13 protein-coding genes and 1 pseudogene are annotated in these 17,194 nt (G+C 51.2%); 8 read left to right on the top strand and 6 right to left on the bottom strand.

Annotated features, from left to right (window positions below):
- Positions 1–24: 24 nt before the first annotated feature.
- Positions 25–1,044: an ABC transporter substrate-binding protein gene (locus ACQ76X_RS26230; protein WP_438496705.1), complete on the bottom strand. Its 1,020-nt coding sequence runs from the start codon at positions 1,042–1,044 to the stop codon at positions 25–27.
- Between the two features lie 529 nt (positions 1,045–1,573).
- Positions 1,574–2,469 (bottom strand): annotated as a pseudogene (locus tag ACQ76X_RS26225) (Rpn family recombination-promoting nuclease/putative transposase).
- Between the two features lie 525 nt (positions 2,470–2,994).
- Here ACQ76X_RS26225 and ACQ76X_RS26220 point away from each other — a divergent pair.
- Both ACQ76X_RS26220 and ACQ76X_RS26215 read left to right on the top strand, forming a co-directional pair.
- The gene (locus tag ACQ76X_RS26220; RefSeq protein WP_438496704.1) at positions 2,995–4,140 is read left to right on the top strand and encodes a LacI family DNA-binding transcriptional regulator; all 1,146 of its coding nucleotides are present in this window, start codon (positions 2,995–2,997) and stop codon (positions 4,138–4,140) included.
- A 182-nt stretch (positions 4,141–4,322) separates the two neighbouring features.
- Positions 4,323–6,758 (top strand): GH36-type glycosyl hydrolase domain-containing protein, encoded by a 2,436-nt coding sequence (locus ACQ76X_RS26215; protein ID WP_438496702.1) that lies wholly within the window; start codon positions 4,323–4,325, stop codon positions 6,756–6,758.
- Between the two features lie 228 nt (positions 6,759–6,986).
- Here the strand turns inward: ACQ76X_RS26215 and ACQ76X_RS26210 are convergent, their stop codons facing one another.
- Positions 6,987–8,951: a glycoside hydrolase family 127 protein gene (locus ACQ76X_RS26210; RefSeq protein WP_438496700.1), complete on the bottom strand. Its 1,965-nt coding sequence runs from the start codon at positions 8,949–8,951 to the stop codon at positions 6,987–6,989.
- Positions 8,952–9,121: 170 nt separating this feature from the next.
- Between ACQ76X_RS26210 and ACQ76X_RS26205 the strand changes: the two genes are divergently transcribed.
- Positions 9,122–9,994: a helix-turn-helix domain-containing protein gene (locus ACQ76X_RS26205; RefSeq protein WP_438496698.1), complete on the top strand. Its 873-nt coding sequence runs from the start codon at positions 9,122–9,124 to the stop codon at positions 9,992–9,994.
- A gap of 6 nt (positions 9,995–10,000) precedes the next feature.
- On the opposite strand, the gene ACQ76X_RS26200 is transcribed toward ACQ76X_RS26205, so the two are convergent.
- On the bottom strand, positions 10,001–10,213 hold the full coding sequence (locus tag ACQ76X_RS26200) for a hypothetical protein (RefSeq protein WP_038599512.1): 213 nt from the start codon (positions 10,211–10,213) through the stop codon (positions 10,001–10,003).
- Between the two features lie 185 nt (positions 10,214–10,398).
- On the opposite strand from ACQ76X_RS26200, the gene ACQ76X_RS26195 reads away from it, so the two are divergent.
- From ACQ76X_RS26195 to ACQ76X_RS26175, 5 genes are all read left to right on the top strand, one after another.
- Positions 10,399–10,917, top strand: coding sequence for a DUF3231 family protein (locus ACQ76X_RS26195; RefSeq protein WP_438496696.1), 519 nt, complete (start codon positions 10,399–10,401; stop codon positions 10,915–10,917).
- A gap of 116 nt (positions 10,918–11,033) precedes the next feature.
- Positions 11,034–11,615, top strand: a complete 582-nt coding sequence (locus ACQ76X_RS26190; RefSeq protein ID WP_438496695.1) for a YitT family protein — start codon at positions 11,034–11,036, stop codon at positions 11,613–11,615.
- Positions 11,616–11,713: 98 nt separating this feature from the next.
- Positions 11,714–12,976, top strand: a complete 1,263-nt coding sequence (locus tag ACQ76X_RS26185; protein WP_438496694.1) for a DNA polymerase IV — start codon at positions 11,714–11,716, stop codon at positions 12,974–12,976.
- A 130-nt stretch (positions 12,977–13,106) separates the two neighbouring features.
- Complete coding sequence (locus tag ACQ76X_RS26180) at positions 13,107–13,874, top strand: threonine/serine exporter family protein (RefSeq protein ID WP_038590337.1); 768 nt, start codon at positions 13,107–13,109, stop codon at positions 13,872–13,874.
- A 24-nt stretch (positions 13,875–13,898) separates the two neighbouring features.
- Positions 13,899–14,321, top strand: coding sequence for a threonine/serine exporter family protein (locus ACQ76X_RS26175; protein ID WP_076112120.1), 423 nt, complete (start codon positions 13,899–13,901; stop codon positions 14,319–14,321).
- Between the two features lie 155 nt (positions 14,322–14,476).
- Here ACQ76X_RS26175 and ACQ76X_RS26170 read toward each other — a convergent pair whose 3' ends face one another.
- Both ACQ76X_RS26170 and ACQ76X_RS26165 read right to left on the bottom strand, forming a co-directional pair.
- Positions 14,477–14,998: a GNAT family N-acetyltransferase gene (locus ACQ76X_RS26170; protein WP_438496693.1), complete on the bottom strand. Its 522-nt coding sequence runs from the start codon at positions 14,996–14,998 to the stop codon at positions 14,477–14,479.
- A 2-nt stretch (positions 14,999–15,000) separates the two neighbouring features.
- The gene (locus ACQ76X_RS26165; RefSeq protein ID WP_438496691.1) at positions 15,001–17,022 is read right to left on the bottom strand and encodes a Na+/H+ antiporter; all 2,022 of its coding nucleotides are present in this window, start codon (positions 17,020–17,022) and stop codon (positions 15,001–15,003) included.
- Positions 17,023–17,194: the final 172 nt, after the last annotated feature.

Here is a 17,194-nt window from a genome sequence, read left to right as displayed (position 1 = left end):
TAGTCTATCAGTTTGCCTGGCGTTTTATTTCACCATTGCTTTCAGCAGATCATCCAGCTTCATCGAATTGGCTGTAATCGCGCCGGACTGCCAGTGGGAGCGTTCCATTCTGTAAATATTCCCGTTCTTCACCGCAGGCAGGTTCTTCCACAACGGGCCACCCAGAATTTTGATTGCTTCCCCATTCTCCGCAGAATCCCATCCTCCGTTGTCAGGGAATACAATGATATGATCTGCCTCAAGATCTGGTATCACTTCTTCGGAAATAATGGACTGAAATTCAGTCATCTCCGCAGCCATAGGGACGGGAGTCAGACCGAATTGATCATAGATCACACCCGTAAAGCGGTTTTTGACACCAAATAAAGCAAAGGTTTTCTCGGCAACGTTAAGCCGGATTACAGCTACCTTCTCCTGCCCCAACGCCTGCTGCAGCTTGGCCTTTCCATCCGCCACCTTCTGGTCATACTCCGCAAGTACAGCTTCGCCCTTTTCCGGAATGCCAAGCGCCTCTGCGATAGCTGTGAGCATTTGTCTTGAATCCTGCAACACTTTCTCCGGCAGACGGTAGGTTGGCGCTACCTTGGAATATTGTTCGTATTTTGCTGCATCCACGCCTCCGTCGGTAATGATCAAGTCCGGATTTTTTTCCAACAAAGCTTCAATGCTCCCGGTAATATCGTATTCCGGCACATCCAGATTCAAATAATCCTGCTTGCCCCAGCTGGGATGATACCATTGCACGACCGGGGTAACGCCTAACGCCTTCAGGTAATCCTCCACATAGATCCCTGCCACCCGCTTGGGACTAACGGGGATTTCAACCTCTCCGAATTCCCCGACGACAGTCCGTGTGCCATTTTCGGCTGAAGTATCGGTGCCTGCATCGGTGGATGTATTGCTTGCTGCGGTTGGATTCGCCGCATTCTCTGTTTGAACGTTTTTTCCTCCGGCAGCATTATTATTCGTGCCGCAAGCCGCCAAAGCGGACATTGCCAGTACAAGTACAGCTGTCCAAATACATTTTCGACCCCAACTTGCCATTGATTTCTTCACTCCTATACATCATTGTGATTGATTATCATTCTCAATAATCCTAATGACAATAGTAGCACGTCTTTATCAGCTTTCAATGCACTTTCTCTGCGACAATCTTATACAAACTTCTAAATTGCATAGTATCTCCTCGATTTGCTAAGCTATAAACAAGCGGAAACGGATAATTTATAGCGTGAAGCATATAAATTCATATATTTTAAAAAACGACCCTACCAGCAGCTGGCAGAGTCAAGAGTTCATGAACGTATATACTACATACAAGCTGGGGATATCTTCAATTTAACACCTGATTGTTAATAGAGTGTGTGAAGAAATCACGGAATGGATAAATTATCCTTCGAAACTTCTAAATCTAACCAAACGTTGTAGACTATAAACAGAATTCGGGGTGAGCGTATGCATCAAGATGAGTTAATGGGCAAAGTGTGCAGGGGTACTTCTTTTTCCAAAGGTCAAATGGAGGGGCACGCTGTTGTCAGACCCATGAACAAACCTTTTTCCTCTGGCTGGATGTTCATTGCAGTGGCTTCAGTTGTTTAATTTCTTCTACCGTCAAGCCAGATGCTTCAGCGATTACAGGCAGATCAACGCCGAGTCCAAGGAGCTTCCGCGCAATCTCTCTTTTCGCCTGAGCTTCACCTTCAGCCTTTCCTTCAGCTTTTCCTTTTGCTTTTCCTTCAGCAACACCTTCAGTGAACCCTCTGGTCTTCGCCGTTTCATACATTGAAGCTTCATCATGTAAATATTTTTGGCGATCTTCATACTGTCTGCGGGCTTCCTCATTCTGACTTAAGAACTCCAGCGTATTCATGGCCTTCTTTAGTATAGGCTCATTCATTGTCAGCACCTCCCATTTGGATTGATCTGCGCCTTTCAAAAAGAGCAACCAATTCGCAAGACCGCTTGCTCCAGCGAAACGATTTGCTCATCTAGCTTCGGAAGTTCCAAAAAATGAATTTCAATGTCTTCAATCAGCGAAATTCCGGTCCGGTCTTCACGCAGATGAAACACGTTATGATACATCTCATTGGGCAGCAATGTATAGTTTAGGATATTAATAGTCACACAACGCTTCAATTGGCTATAAGACTGGCTTTCCTGTAATTGGCTGGAGTATTGTTTACTCCAATAGAACAAAGTTCTCTTCTCTGTATCATATTTATTAAACAATTGCATCTCGATATTAATGATTTCGCCTTCTATTGTTCTAGCACGAATGTCCAGTATAGACTGCTTATCGCGAGGAGAATCTTTGTCTGTGTACGGGTTAAGTAGAATGATCTCGCTTAGTGGCGGCTTCCCAGCCTCAGCAAATGTCCGGTTAAGGAAAGCGAGTAGTACATCACGGTTCTCTTCACTGCCAAATATACGCTTGAACAAAAAATCATTGCGCGGATCAAGTAGCTCCATCTTGGCATCTCCGTTCTTGTTCATTATAACATTATCGCTTCCAGTTGCGCATGTTCTATGTAATCCCCGACCATCTCCACATATGTATTCCTGTACTTACTTCCCTCAATGGCGGCAGCTTCTAGGTCGTTCAGCCCCCCCTTTTTTACAGATTTAGGATTTAAATATAATATAATCTTGATACTAACAAACAAACGTTCGTATATCAAGGCATGTTTTGAGGATACTTTTCCTCTTGATACTTAACCGTCTATCCTATCTATATTCTGAACACAAATAGAGCAACCTCGGGGTTGATCCAGTTTGTTTTATCCGTATGTTTCTCTGTCTACGCCTACAATAGCGAATATTCGAACTCTACTTTATGCCTGATTGGATTCCCATCATACCAGGCCAACGGAATCGACGACTTCGGCTTTCGCACCGCTTCTCTCGTGATTCATCTCTTTAAAAAGCATTCGCTGTCCCCCTATTCTCCTGATTGAAGCTGCCAAATTAGTTCTAGCTTAAAAAGAGCTTCCCCGCATGGCAAAATTCTTTAGCCGGGTGATTGATTTCTGTGGCGATTTATTTTACAATGAACTCATAAACGCGCGTTTATTTAAAGGGGGCACTATGCGCAGCGAAGATATTGCTAAGCTCGCCGGGGTATCCCGTAGTACGGTATCCCGCGTGATCAACAACTATTCCAATGTCCCTGAAGAGACCCGGGCCAAGGTGCTGAAGGTTATTGAACAGCATCAATACGAGCCAAACAGCTTTGCCCGGGCTCTGGCTGGCAAGAAGACCGATACGATCGGCCTTTTCGCCATCAGCATGAACGAGAAGGAGAATGCAACCCGGATCTATCAGAACAATTACTTCGCGCCTTTCGTCGATGCCGTAGTCGACACGTCGAATGCCCGCGGCTGTTATGTGCTGATTCATACCGTATACTCTCCCGACGATTTCCTGAAGGTTAAGCAGGCTTTCCTGCAGAAACGGATTGACGGCGGCATTATCGTCGGCACCCAGAAGGATATTGATATCGTACGGGAAATGGTTGGACTTGAATCCCCGCTAGTGCTGATCGATTATGACATTTCGGAGATTATATCGGAGCATCTGGACCGCAATCATCTGGCCATTGTGAACTCCAAGGACTATGAGGGCACTGTCGAAGCCATCGAGTACTTGATCGGCCTTGGCCATGAAGAAATTGGCATGATCTGCGGACGAATGAACACGTACTCCGGACGGGAACGTTATATGGCCTACGCGGATACGTTGAAGCGGCATGGATTGCAGCTCAATGAGAACTTCATCCTGCAGGGTGATTTCCTGAAGGAGAAGGCCTACGAAGAGGTCAAGAAGCTGCTGGAGTCCGGCGGCCCATTGCCGACAGCCTTCTTCTCGTCCAATGATGACATGGCTATTTCAGCGATGGAAGCGTTCTCCGAACACGGAGTATCCGTGCCTGAGGATATGTCCATTGCCGGATTCGATGATGTGCAGCTTGCCTCGCGCATTCATCCCAAGCTGACCTCCGTACGTCTGCCGATTTACGAAATGTCCAAGGCCGCTGTCGAGAAAGTGATCGAGCTGTGCGATTCTGTTCAGCCGACCTTTAGCACCATCAGCTTCCCGGCCAGGCTGGTCGAAAGAGACTCCTGCCTGCCGCCGAAGAAGTAAGGCTCCCTGCAAGAATGCTGCATCATCCGTCCAGCGTATACCATTTCGCTGGATGTACCAGCATTTCTTTAAGGAGTGGCAATCATTATTATAATGTTTTGCAGGAAAATCCCTTTGCCCCGAGGGAATTTTTTCTCAGCTCTATAAACGCGCGTTCACAATTGAAAGGAGACTTTTCTCTTATGAAATTCGGAACTTTTGACGACACTCGTAAAGAGTACGTAATCAACACCCCTAAAACACCTTATCCATGGATCAACTACCTCGGTAACGAGCAATTTTTCGGCCTTATCTCTAATACTGCCGGTGGTTACACCTTCTATCGCGATGCCCGGATGAGAAGATTGACCCGCTACCGGTATAACAATATTCCGCTGGATACAGGCGGACGCTACTACTATTTGTATGACGACGGCGATTTCTGGACCCCGGGCTGGATGCCGGTCAAACGCGACCTCGATTTCTACGAGTGCCGCCACGGTCTTGGCTATACTTCCATCACCGGCGAACGCAACGGTATTTCCGTAAACCAGCTCGCTTTTGTACCGATGGGCCACAATGCCGAAGTTCACCGCCTTGTTGTGAAGAACACCGGATCTGCTAAGAAATCGGTGAAGCTGTTCTCTTTTGCCGAGTTCTGTCTGTGGAATGCCCAGGATGATATGACCAACTTCCAGCGTAATCTGAGCACTGGTGAGGTTGAAGTCAAGGATTCCGTAATCTATCACAAAACAGAATACCGTGAACGCAGAAACCACTACGCTTTCTATTCTGTAAATAAAGAAATCGCCGGCTTTGATACCGACCGCGAATCCTTCGTGGGTATGTATAATGGCCTGGATGCTCCACAAGCAGTAGCTGCCGGGGAAGCAACCAACTCCGTAGCCAGCGGCTGGTCGCCAATCGGCTCTCATGCACTGGAAATCACGCTGGAACCAGGCGAAGAGCAAAGCTTCATCTTCGTACTCGGCTATATCGAGAACCCGGAAGATGAGAAATGGGAATCCCTGAATGTCATCAATAAAAAACCGGCGCAGGCTGTCATCGAGCAATTCGCTACAGACGCTCAAGTGGATGCTGCTCTGGCTGTTCTGGCTGCACACTGGGATAACCTGCTATCCAAATATCAGATCACAAGCGGCGACGACAAGCTGAACCGTATGGTTAACATCTGGAACCCATACCAATGTATGGTTACCTTCAACATGTCCCGCTCCGCTTCCTACTTCGAATCCGGGATTGGCCGCGGTATGGGCTTCCGCGATTCCAACCAGGACTTGCTCGGATTTGTACACCAAATTCCTGAGCGCGCCAAAGAGCGTATTCTGGATATCGCAGCTACCCAGTTCGAAGACGGCAGCGCGTATCACCAATACCAGCCGCTGACCAAAAAAGGCAACAACGAAGTCGGCACCGGCTTTAACGATGATCCGCTTTGGCTGATCCTGGGAACGGCTGCCTACATTAAGGAAACCGGCGACACATCCATTCTGGATGAGCAGGTTCCTTTCGACAGCAACCCGGACAACACTGCTACCCTGTTCGAGCACTTGAAACGCTCCTTCGAGCATGTCACCAACAATCTCGGACCTCACGGCCTGCCGCTGATCGGCCGCGCGGACTGGAATGACTGCCTGAACCTTAACTGCTTCTCTACCGAGCCAGGCGAATCGTTCCAGACGACTGCCAACATCGAAGGCCGCGTAGCGGAATCCGTCTTCATCGCCGGTTTGTTCGTCTTTGTTGGACCGGACTATGCGGAAATTTGCCGCATGCGCGGACTTGACGATGTTGCTGCGGATGCCGTAGCCAAGATCGACAACATGCGTGAAATCACGCTGACTCATGGCTTCGATGGTGACTGGTTCCTGCGCGCTTACGACCACTACGGCGACAAGATCGGCAGCAAAGAAAACGAAGAAGGCCAAATCTTTATCGAGCCGCAAGGCATTTGCGTAATGGCCGGTATCGGCGTGGAAGACGGTCAAGCAGCCAAAGCTTTGAATTCCGTTGAGGAACGTCTGGACACAGATTATGGTATCGTGCTGCAGCAGCCGCCATACTCCAAGTACTACCTGAACCTGGGTGAAATTTCTACGTATCCGCCGGGCTACAAAGAAAATGCCGGTATTTTCTGCCACAACAACCCATGGATCATGATTGCTGAAACGGTACTGGGACACGGTGACAGAGCATTCGATATCTATAAGAAAATCGCTCCGGCTTACCTGGAAGACATCAGCGAAGTTCACCGGATGGAACCTTATGTGTACTCGCAAATGATCGCTGGTAAAGATGCCGTACGCCACGGGGAAGCGAAAAACTCCTGGCTGACGGGTACCGCTGCCTGGAACTATGTAGCCATTACCCAATCCATTCTCGGTATCCAGGCTGATTTCGCCGGTCTGAAAGTAGATCCTTGTATCCCTGCTGAGTGGGACGGATTCGAAATCACCCGCGTCTTCCGTGGAGATACTTATGTAATCACTATTAAGAATCCTAACCATGTCTCTAAAGGCGTAGCCAGCCTCACTCTCGACGGCGCCGCTGTAGAAGGAAACATCATCGCTCCTGTTGGCGACGGTGCAGTGCACCAAGTGGTAGTTGAGCTGGGCTAAACAGCTGCCGCGACAACATGTTAACCGCTTGTTTATTAAACGGGTCTCGTCTTTGCTAGAAGACGGGGCCTGTTTTTTGTGGGAAGCTCACTTTCCGGTTCGCAAAAAGATACTGTTATGCCGATACCACCAATCTAAGGACAATGTTCTAAAAAAAGCAACCCAATGCATCCGCCATACTTGCGGGATGCATTTGGGTTGCTTTCCTTTTTGATAACGTGCTACAGCTTAAGCCTTGCCCTCCGGTATCCACACCTTCATCTCTCCGCTGCCGCGGTTGCCCCACAGATAATAAGGGACAGCTGTGACTTTAACGGATTCCAGCGGTGCTTTCTCCCTGCTGTACAGCCCTCCGCTCCAGCCGGACGGATCGACACGGAAGCCGGTTCCTTCAACGACTACGGCTCCGCCAAGCAGCGAGTCCTTAAAGACCTCTGTGAACTCCCCTGTCTCGTTCAGGGAGATAGAGCTCAGCGGCTCACTGTTATCGGTTGCCTCGAGGCAATAGACAAGCGGTCCCCGCTGAATAGCAGTTTTCTGCGCATCAGCCCGCAGCTCAGGATGGGCATAGACACGGTGCGCTTCAATCGGAATGCTTACCTCTATGGTATCCCCGGCAGACCACACTCTGCGGATCACCCGGTATCCCAGTTCCCGGCCTGCGGCAGGATCCAGCACTTCGCCATTGATGCTGATCTCCATGCCGCTGCTCCAGGAAGGGACCCGCAAGGCAATGCCGAATTCCGCAGCTTCTGCCGGATTAACCTTCAGCGACACCTTGCCTTCCCACGGGTAGTTACTCTCCTGGGTAACATTAACCTCCGTTCCACCAAGCATGCCCTTCCATTCACTGCCAATGTACAGATTAGTGTGCAGTGTGTCCCCGTGAACCGTGTAAATATATTGGTTTAGCGAAGTCAACAGCCGGGCCACATTGGGCGGACAACAGGCACAGCCGAACCAGCCCTGCCGCTCCGCCTTCACATGATGTTTGCCCGGATTGCAGCTGCAGGCCTGCGGCCATACCTCCAGCGGATTGACATAGAAATAATGCTTGCCGTCCTGCGCCATGGACCCCAGCACATTATTATAGAGCGCCCGCTCCATCACGTCCGCATACCGGGCTTCCGGGGCTAGCTCCAGCATGCGCCGGGCAAAAAAGATCAGGCCGATGGAAGCGCAGGTTTCCGCATACACCGTATCGTTGGGCAGATCATAATCGAAGGTGAACGCCTCCCCGTGATGGGTGGAACCGATTCCCCCTGTAATATAAATCTGCTTATCTGTCATGTTGTTCCACAGCCTCACACAAGCATCACGCAACGCGTGATCATCGTTAAGTATCGCAAGGTCAGCCATTGCTGAATACATATAGACTGCACGTACGGAATGCCCTACCGCTTCGCTCTGCTCACGGACCGGAATATGCGCCTGATTGTAGGCTGGATCGAGATGGTCAGTTTGCCCGCTCCAGTGCGTGATCCGCCCCCGGCTCTCCCACTCCTGCCGCAGGAAATTCGGTTCCTGGCCGCGCTGGTCGATAAAAAAGCTGCTGAGTTTCAGATATTTCTCTTCACCACTAAGACGGTAGAGCTTGACCAGTGCCAGTTCAATTTCCTGATGCCCGTCATAGCCTTTCAGCTTGCCTTCCTCCGGTCCAAAGACCGAATCGATGTGATCGATCATCCTGCGCATAATATTCAGCAGCTTATCTTTGCCTGTAGCCTCGTAATACGCAACCGCCGCCTCGATAAAATGTCCGGCACAGTACAGCTCATGGCAATCCTGCAGATTGGTCCAGCGTTTGCCCGGCTCCTTGATTGTGAAATAGGTATTGAGATATCCATCCGGCTGCTGCGCTTCGCCGATCAGGTCGATAACTTCATCTGCCTGCCGCTCCAGTGTGGGATCACGCTTAAGGCTCAGAGAGTAACCTACTGCCTCCAGCCACTTCGCCACATCGCTATCCTGAAACACCCAGCCGTGAAACTCTCCTTCCTTTCTTCCTGCGGCAATCTCGAAATTGGCAATCGCATGACTGGGCTCTGCGTCCGGTACCCGGTCATGCAGCGCCTCGTATTGGTATGGAATGACTACATCCTGCGCCAGCCTGATGTAACGTCCCCAGAATTCATCCTGAATTTTTACCGATTGCTGTTTGTCTGTCTGCTGCGTTTTAATAGTTCTGCTCATTTGCCTCTTCCCCTCCGCTATAATTCATTCTCGCTATTTGCAATTATAGAGGGTAGAATAAATAAAAAATACAATCATAAGCAACCCTGTTTTTGTACTATTTCACACTCAAGATTGCGAATGACACCAGAACTGCAGGCTGCCGACAATTCGCTTTGAAAGGAGTAATCATGACATTCAGCCCTTCTTATATCCATCTGGCTGCTCCGCCGTTCCCCTACTTTCTGGAATGCGACCGCACCGTATATCAGCCGGGGGATCAGCACCCGAACCGCAACCGTATGGGGAAATTCGATCTTATTATTGTAGAACAGGGCACCCTGTTCATTGGCGAAGATGAGAAAGAATGGGAGGTTGCGGCTGGGCACACTTTGCTGCTGCTGCCAGACCGTTATCACTACGCTGTCAAACCTTGCGAGGAGATCACCACGTTTGTATGGATCCATTTTCACACGGTGGGGGAATGGATTGAAGCCGAGGGCGATCCGGTGTATGCCGGGCGGGAAGCACATTTCCAGCAGTTTCTCACACATCCGTACACGATCCGTGTACCGCAATTCGGTCCGCTCCCGGACCCCTTTGAGCGGAGCGGGCAGGCGGAACTGCTCCTGCAGCTAAGCCGGGACAGACGGTCAAGCGCGGTATGGCAGCAACAGCGGATCTTTGAGGAGATGCTGCGGATGATGGATCTTGCGCAGCAGGACGCTGCAGGCAGCCATGCTGCCGAGATTGCGGAGCAGACGGAAGCCTACATCCGCAACCATTACGCAGAGGCGCTCACCAATGGCTCGCTTGCGGATGCCCTCCATTTTCACTATAATTATCTCGCCCGGTGCATGAAGCGCGTCTATGGCCTGACGCCGATGGAATATTTGACGGATTACCGCCTGGAGCAGGCCAAGCTGCTGCTGCTCAAGACAGAGGTCCCCATTTCCGGGATTGCGGAGCGCACAGGCTTCGAGAGCGCTGCCTACTTCTCACGGCGTTTTGCCCGCAAAGTCGGCATCTCACCGCTGCGCTTCCGCAAGCGTTATTCACGGTAAGCCGAATCACTCATTAGCGAGAGCACGAAACTCATACAACTCCCGGCTGTAGGACAGTTCCCCGATACGGACACAATTAGGGGTGTATTCTCTAATCTGCCCGCCAAACTCCAGAATATCATCTTTTATTTCTTTCACGGCGACCGCCACTTTGACTTCGGACAGCGCGGCCGCCAGCAAATCAATATCGCTCTCCAGCACTTTATATGTATAATCCATCCGACTTTCACCCGCCTTGCTGACTTTATGTGTTTAATCGTAATATTTACTATTAATATATATTGTTTTGCACTCCTGTACAAGTCTTAATTGCTTAAATCAACCCTTCCTTCGAATAAAACAGAGGATGCCGGACAACCTAACTTCACGTTTCACCACCTTATCAGTGAAGGAGTTTTGCAACGATGGGAGTTCTAAACGGCAATCCCAAAGACGAACCGCTGCACTATGGCGAAATATTTAATCTATGGCAATTTTCCGCTACCGCCAAAATGTCATTATCCACCTTACAGGCATTTCATTATCACGCTGGCGATCAGGATCTAAAAAAAATAATTGATGATCTCATGGACCAGTCGCAGCAGGAAATAAAAGATTGCGACAAGCTGCTGAAAACCCATGGCTTCACACCGCCCCCTGCACTGCCCGACCGCCCCTCCGTTAAGCTCGAGGATATTCCTGCCGGAGCCCGTTTCTCCGATCCGGAAATCGCCGCTTCCCTTGCTGGCGCAGTTTCCCTGAGCCTAGTCGTATGCAGCCAGATTATGGGGACTTCCATCCGTGAGGATATCGGGGCCATGTTCATGAAAAATCATGCGCAAATGGCCGCTTTAGGAATGGCTGTGCTGAAATTGAATAAAAAGAAGGGCTGGCTGGTACCTCCGCCGCTGCAGCTCAAAAAGCCGGAGCCTGCTTTGGTATAGTAATATCCCCGTTCCGCCTAATCCTGCGCAAGCAGGATTTTTTGCTTTGCAGCTATTTTTTCCCATTTCTAAGCATATTCATTAAGACATGCCTAAACGTGGAGATGTTGAAGAATATGCGCTCAAGTACAAGGTACGCCATTATTTTGCTGGGAAGTTTGCTGATTGCTGCAGGAACTAATTTTTTTCTGGTCCCCTACAAAATTCTCGATGGGGGAATCATCGGCATCGCCCTCATCATCAACTATATGTCCGGCGCAAAAATTGGACTGGCCATTGTCCTGTGCAGCCTGCCGATTTTCTTGCTTGCCTGGCTTAAAGAACGGGACATCTTCTATAACAGCGTACTGGGTTTGCTCACCTCCTCGTTTTTCATTGAAGTCCTCGGACCGCTCCAGTACCATTTTCTGTACTATATTGAGCTCGGCTCCATCTCCAGCGCCATTCTCGGCGGCTTTCTAATGGGGAGCGGTTTCGGAATTATGCTGCGGTTCAAGGCCAGCACAGGCGGAACGGATCTGCTCGCCAAGTTTATGAAACGCTATATTCCGCTCAATGTCGGCGTCATTATTTTTCTGACAGATTTCCTGATTATCGGCGCGGGTGGCCTGCTGATCTCCAAGGAAACCTTCTTGCATTCGATTCTGACGATCTTTTCGGGTGGAGTGGCCACGGGGTTATGTACGCTCGATAAATAAGCCTCTTGACTAAATGGAAATAACTATGCATATACACGATCATATGTTCGTATTATAATAAGGTCAAATTCAGCCGCTTGCCTGGAGAGTGTGAACCTATGAACAGAGATCGTGTCATTATGCTATCCGATTGCCAGAGCTTCTATGCCTCGGTCGAGAAGGCTGCCAATCCTCTCTACAGCCATGAACCGCTGGTCGTTGCCGGTGATCCGGCCAGACGCAGCGGGATTGTACTCGCCGCTTGCCCCTTAGCCAAAGAGCGTGGCGTTACCACCGCCGAGACCTTAAAGGAAGCGCTGGCGAAATGCCCCGAGCTTGTAGTCGTCCGCCCCCGCATGCAGCACTACATCAACGTTTCCTCGCAAATCACTGATATTCTGCGCAGCTTCAGTGATCTCGTAGAGCCTTATTCCATTGATGAGCAGTTCATTGATGTCACGGGCAGCTCCGCCTTGTTCGGCAGTCCGCTGTCCATCGCGGCCGCGATCCAGGATACCGTCCGCCAGGAGACAGGCGTGTATGTGCGCATCGGCATCGGCTATACCAAGGTTACTGCCAAGATGGCCTGCGATCTGTGGGCCAAGAAGAACGAAGGCGGCCGGTTTACACTCACCCGCGAACAGCTGCCCACTCTGCTCTGGCCGCTGCCGATTTCGCAATTGTTCATGGTCGGCCGCCGGATGTCCGCCCATTTCCATAGCATGGGGCTTACGACCATTGGCCATGTGGCCCAGCTGCCGCTGGCCGAGCTGAAGTGGCGCATGCGCGAGAAATTCCGCAAGAACTGCGATATAGACGCTGAGCTGTACTGGCGGATTGCCAACGGCATTGACGACAGTCCCGTAAACCCGCATACCCACGAGGTTCCACCCAAGAGTGTCGGGCACCAAATGACCCTGCCCCGGGACTACCGCACACTGAAGGAAATCAAGACGATTCTGCTGGAGCTATCCGAGTTGGTGTGCAGACGCTGCCGCAGCCTCAAGGTGAACGGCGCGGTCGTGTCTGTCGGCTGCCAGGGTGCAAGCTTTGAGATGCCGACCGGCTTCTCCCGGCAGACGGTAATGAACGACCCCACCAATGCCACCAACCTGGTCTATGAAGCAGCCGTAGAGCTTTTCCAGCGGCACTGGGACAACCAGCCCGTACGCAGGGTCAACCTCAGTCTTTCTACGCTCTCCGACGAAAGTGAGTACCAGCTGACACTGTTCGAATCCCGCCCCCGCTACCGCGAGCTTGAACGGGCTACCGACAATCTCAAGAACAAGTATGGAGATACGATTATCGGCCGGGCTGCGTCTTTCACCGATGCAGGACAAATTAAGGATCGGGCCGGCAAAATCGGAGGACACTACAAATAAAGTGTACGGCTTTTACACAGCCTGAACGGGAAAAGTACTTAAAAAATATATTAAATGAATAAGGGTTGATATTTTCAGGTATTGCGGCGACAATCGAATATATAACATTCCCGGGGAGGATCGAAAGAAGTTGGATAGCACAAGCAATAACAGCAATACTTCCACGCATGAAATTATCGATCTCTGCCTGCTGGCCGGTAAAATCATGCTGCAAAGCGGTGCGGAAACTTACCGTGTGGAGGATACCATGACGCGTATGGCGGAGGCACTCGGTTTTCCCGGGGCGCACAGCTACGTGACGCCAACGGTCATCATGTTCACAACCAGCAGAACCGAACCGGTGAAGCTGTTCCGGATTGCCGAGCGGACGACCGATTTGCAGAAGGTGTCAGAGGTCAACGACATCTCGCGCCGGCTGAGCGAACGCCAGCTCAGCGCGGCAGAAGCCCGCGAGCGCCTTGGCGTCGTGGACGATGCCGCACATGCCTATCCGGCATGGCTGCAGATCGCCGCAGCTGCCCTCACCGGAGCCTGCTTCACAGTAATGTTCAAGGGGAGTCTGTGGGACGCCCTTCCGGCTTTGCTGGTGTCGGGGCTTGGCTTCGCCGCTGCAACCTATCTGCACCGGCTCGTACAGATCCGATTCTTCGCCGAATTTACCGCCTCATTCCTGATCGGACTGTTCGCGTTCTTCTCCGTCAAATTTGGCATTGGACGGGAAATGGACAAGATTATCATCGGCTCCGTCATGCCGCTGGTCCCGGGCCTGCTCATTACCAATGCGGTGCGTGACCTGATGGCTGGGCATCTGGTTTCCGGCCTCTCCAAAGGTGCCGATGCGTTCCTGACCGCGTTTGCGATCGGGACTGGCATCGGTCTTGTGCTGTCGCTTTTTTAACCCACGTGAAAGAGGTAGCAATTCATGATTTTGCAACTGATAACCAGCTTTATCGCCGCTGCATCCTTCTGCATTCTGTTCAATGCCCCGCGGCGCGCGCTGCTGCAATGCGGCTTGGCCGGAATGGTAGGCTGGATCCTGTATTTGGAGCTTGATGAAAGATGGGATACGGTTATTGCCACCTTTGCAGCAACCGTAGTCGTCGGCGTCATCAGCCAATTCTTTGCCCGTTCCTTCAAGATGCCGGTCATTATCTTCAGCGTCGGAGGGATTATTCCACTTGTCCCGGGGGGACTTGCGTATGACGCTATGCGCAAATTCGTGGAGAACGACAATAACCAGGCGATTCAGATCGGCGTACAGGCGTTGCTGCTCTCTGGAGCGATCGCCACGGGACTTGTGCTCAGTGAAGTGCTTGGACAAATGTTCCGCCGGAAGAACAAGTAGACACGCGCAGGAAAGAGGCTCCCCTTACCGATCACCTATAGCTTTGACTACAGGGGCGCCTCAGCTTGAGCTGCTTGGTCTACAGCGCATAAAAAGTCCGCCTGCGGCAAGGAATTCATCCTTGCCGCAGGCGGACTTTTGGGTATATAGGATATTTACTGCAGCTGGCCAATGATCTTCTGATAGCTGACAATATCCAGCCATCTGCCGAACTTGCTGCCGATCTCTTTGAACAGGGCACTCTGCTCGTATCCATGCTTCAGGAACAACCGGCGGCTTGGCTCGTTATCGGCGCACACCGTAGCCACCAGTACATGAAACCCGAGCTCCGCGGCCCGCTCTTCGATAAAGCGCAGCGCATGGCCGCCCAATCCCCGGCCGCCGCAGTCCGGCTTCAGGTAAATGCTGATTTCACCGGAGGAATCATAGGCCTGCTTATTCTTATGTCTGGCAATCAGCACATAACCCACCATTTCGCCGTCCTGCATAATTGCATAGGATTTGAACCGCGGATCGCCGCTCAGCACCGACTGGCGCATTTCCGGCAGGTTCTGCGGCTCGGTATGAAAAGAAACTGTAGTGTTCAACACGTAATAATTATATATATCCAGCACTTCAGCCAAATGCGCTTCCCCGATTTCTTCAAACAACAGCCCGCTCGCAGTGATTTCGCCCATTGTTAATCCTCCCAGATTGATGTTTCCAATTGATCCACAAACCGGCGCAGCTTGCCGGCGACCTTGAGATTAATCGCTCCGCTCTGGTACATTTGCTGCACCGTGTCGCGCTGCTCCTGAATCGCCTTCAGCTTCAGCTCCAGCTTCTCATCGTCGATTACGCCATCCTTGCTCCAGCCTTCCCCCTGCTCCAGCCGTGACTCCAGCCGCTCATATTTGTCAATAACCCGCTGCGAAGCCTGGCGGTTTTCTTCGCTCATCTCGGCGCTGACCGCTGAGACGGCGGCCTGGCACATCGCGATCTTCGCTTTCCGGGCACTCTCGGCATTCTGAACCGCCCGCCGTCCTTCCTCACCGTTAAAACTGCCGGTGAACAATCCCGAGAATAAGCGTTGAATCTCCGTCAGGGAGAATTTGACCTGTGTATCGAACCGCCGGCACAGAACGGCCTCTGTATGATCCAGCAGCTCTTCCATCTTCACTGCAACCGGAGATTCAATCTGACCCTGCTCCAGCATGCGCCGCAATGCTGCCCGTTCCGCATCGAGACCATTCAGCCGCGCTTCAACGCCAAGCCGGCGGAAGCGCTCCGTGGCCACATCATTTCCCGGTTGGGGAGCGCACAGTCTGTCGATCTTGTCGGTAAACTCCAGCAATGCAGGCTGCGTTGGGGAACCGGGATTCTCCGTCGCCAAGCTCCGCAGCATGATCATTCCTGCATCAATCACTACCGATCTGGCTGCAAGCTCCGTGTTCTGCAGCTGGGCGGTTTCGTCAAGCGTCTCTTCTTTTCCCGCAAGGATAGGCAAAAAGATACTGGCAATCACCAGCGACATGAGAATGACACCTGCCGCGAGCGCAATGATTAAATCCCGTTCCGGAAACTGGGAACCATCTCCAACAACCAGTGGAATGGAGAAGGCCCCAGCCAAGGTTACAGCTCCGCGGACGCCCGAGATCGAGATAATCAGCTGTGTTTTAAGCGGTGACTTTTCCGTCTTCAGCCTGCGGCTCTCCACTAGCGAATAGACATACACCCAGAGGAAGCGCAGTACAATGAGCAGCGCCGTAATTGCCAGCACATAGCCGGCCACCATAAAGTTATTCAGCGTTTCATCCCGGTAGATGACTTCAACAACATCAGGAACGGAGATGCCGAGAATGAGGAAGACCATCCCGTTCAGGATAAACAGCAGCACCGACCAGGTACTCGCTGACACAAGCTGCAGCTTGTATTGCGGAGATACAGCCCGGTCTTTCTCGATGGCATATACGATACCGCCGGCAACAACGGCCAAAATGCCGGATACGCCCACTTCTTCACTGATCAGAAAAATAATGAACGGAGTAAGAATCTGCAGCAGCACATGGACGGTAACATCCTCCATGCCTAATCTGCGGATGAGCACGCTGAGCCGGATAAGCAAAAATGACAGCAGCGCCCCCAGCAGCAGCCCTCCCGCCGCAATGAGGATAAAGCTGAACGTTGCTTTGGGCAATGAGAACACCCCGGTAACCGCAGCAGCAATGGCAAACTTGAAGGCCACCAGACCGGAGGCGTCATTCATCAATGACTCGCCCTCCAGAATCCGGTGAATGCCCTTCGGCAAATGAACCCTTCCGGCCAAGGCGCCTACCGCCACCGCATCAGTCGGCGAGAGAATGGCCGCCAGCGCAAACGACGCCGCCAGTGGAATCGAGGGTATCATCCAATGGATCGCATATCCCGCAACAAAGACGGTGACAAAGACAAGGCCCAGCGCCAGCAGCAGAATGGGCGCTCTAAGGTTCCAAAGTTCATCGCGGGGTGTCCGCTTGCCGTCATTGAACAGCAGCGGAGCGATGAATAACACAAAAAACAGCTCAGGCTCAAAGGTCATATGTATTCCCGTGGGCATCAGCGCAGCAATAACGCCCAGTCCAATCTGAATCAGCGGAATTGGCACAAACGGGATAAACCGGTTCACGATGTTGGAGGCCGCGATCAGCCCCAGAATTAACAGTACGGCAAGAAAAGTCTCCAAGCTGCATCAACTCCAAAAATGATTTTCCCATTATTATATCCTAAACGTTTCTATAGGGGCAAAATGCAATTCTCATATTTATGTTTAGCCGAAAAAGTTCACCGATTTATATATTGACAAATAATTATTTTTGTGGTATAATATAATATTTTTCTATTGCGCAATATTTCTG

Source organism: Paenibacillus sp. IHBB 3054 (assembly GCF_051594305.1).
Lineage (GTDB): Bacteria > Bacillota > Bacilli > Paenibacillales > Paenibacillaceae > Paenibacillus_AQ.
Note: the sequence above shows the minus strand (reverse complement) of the source record. Positions and strands in the feature narration are given on the sequence as shown.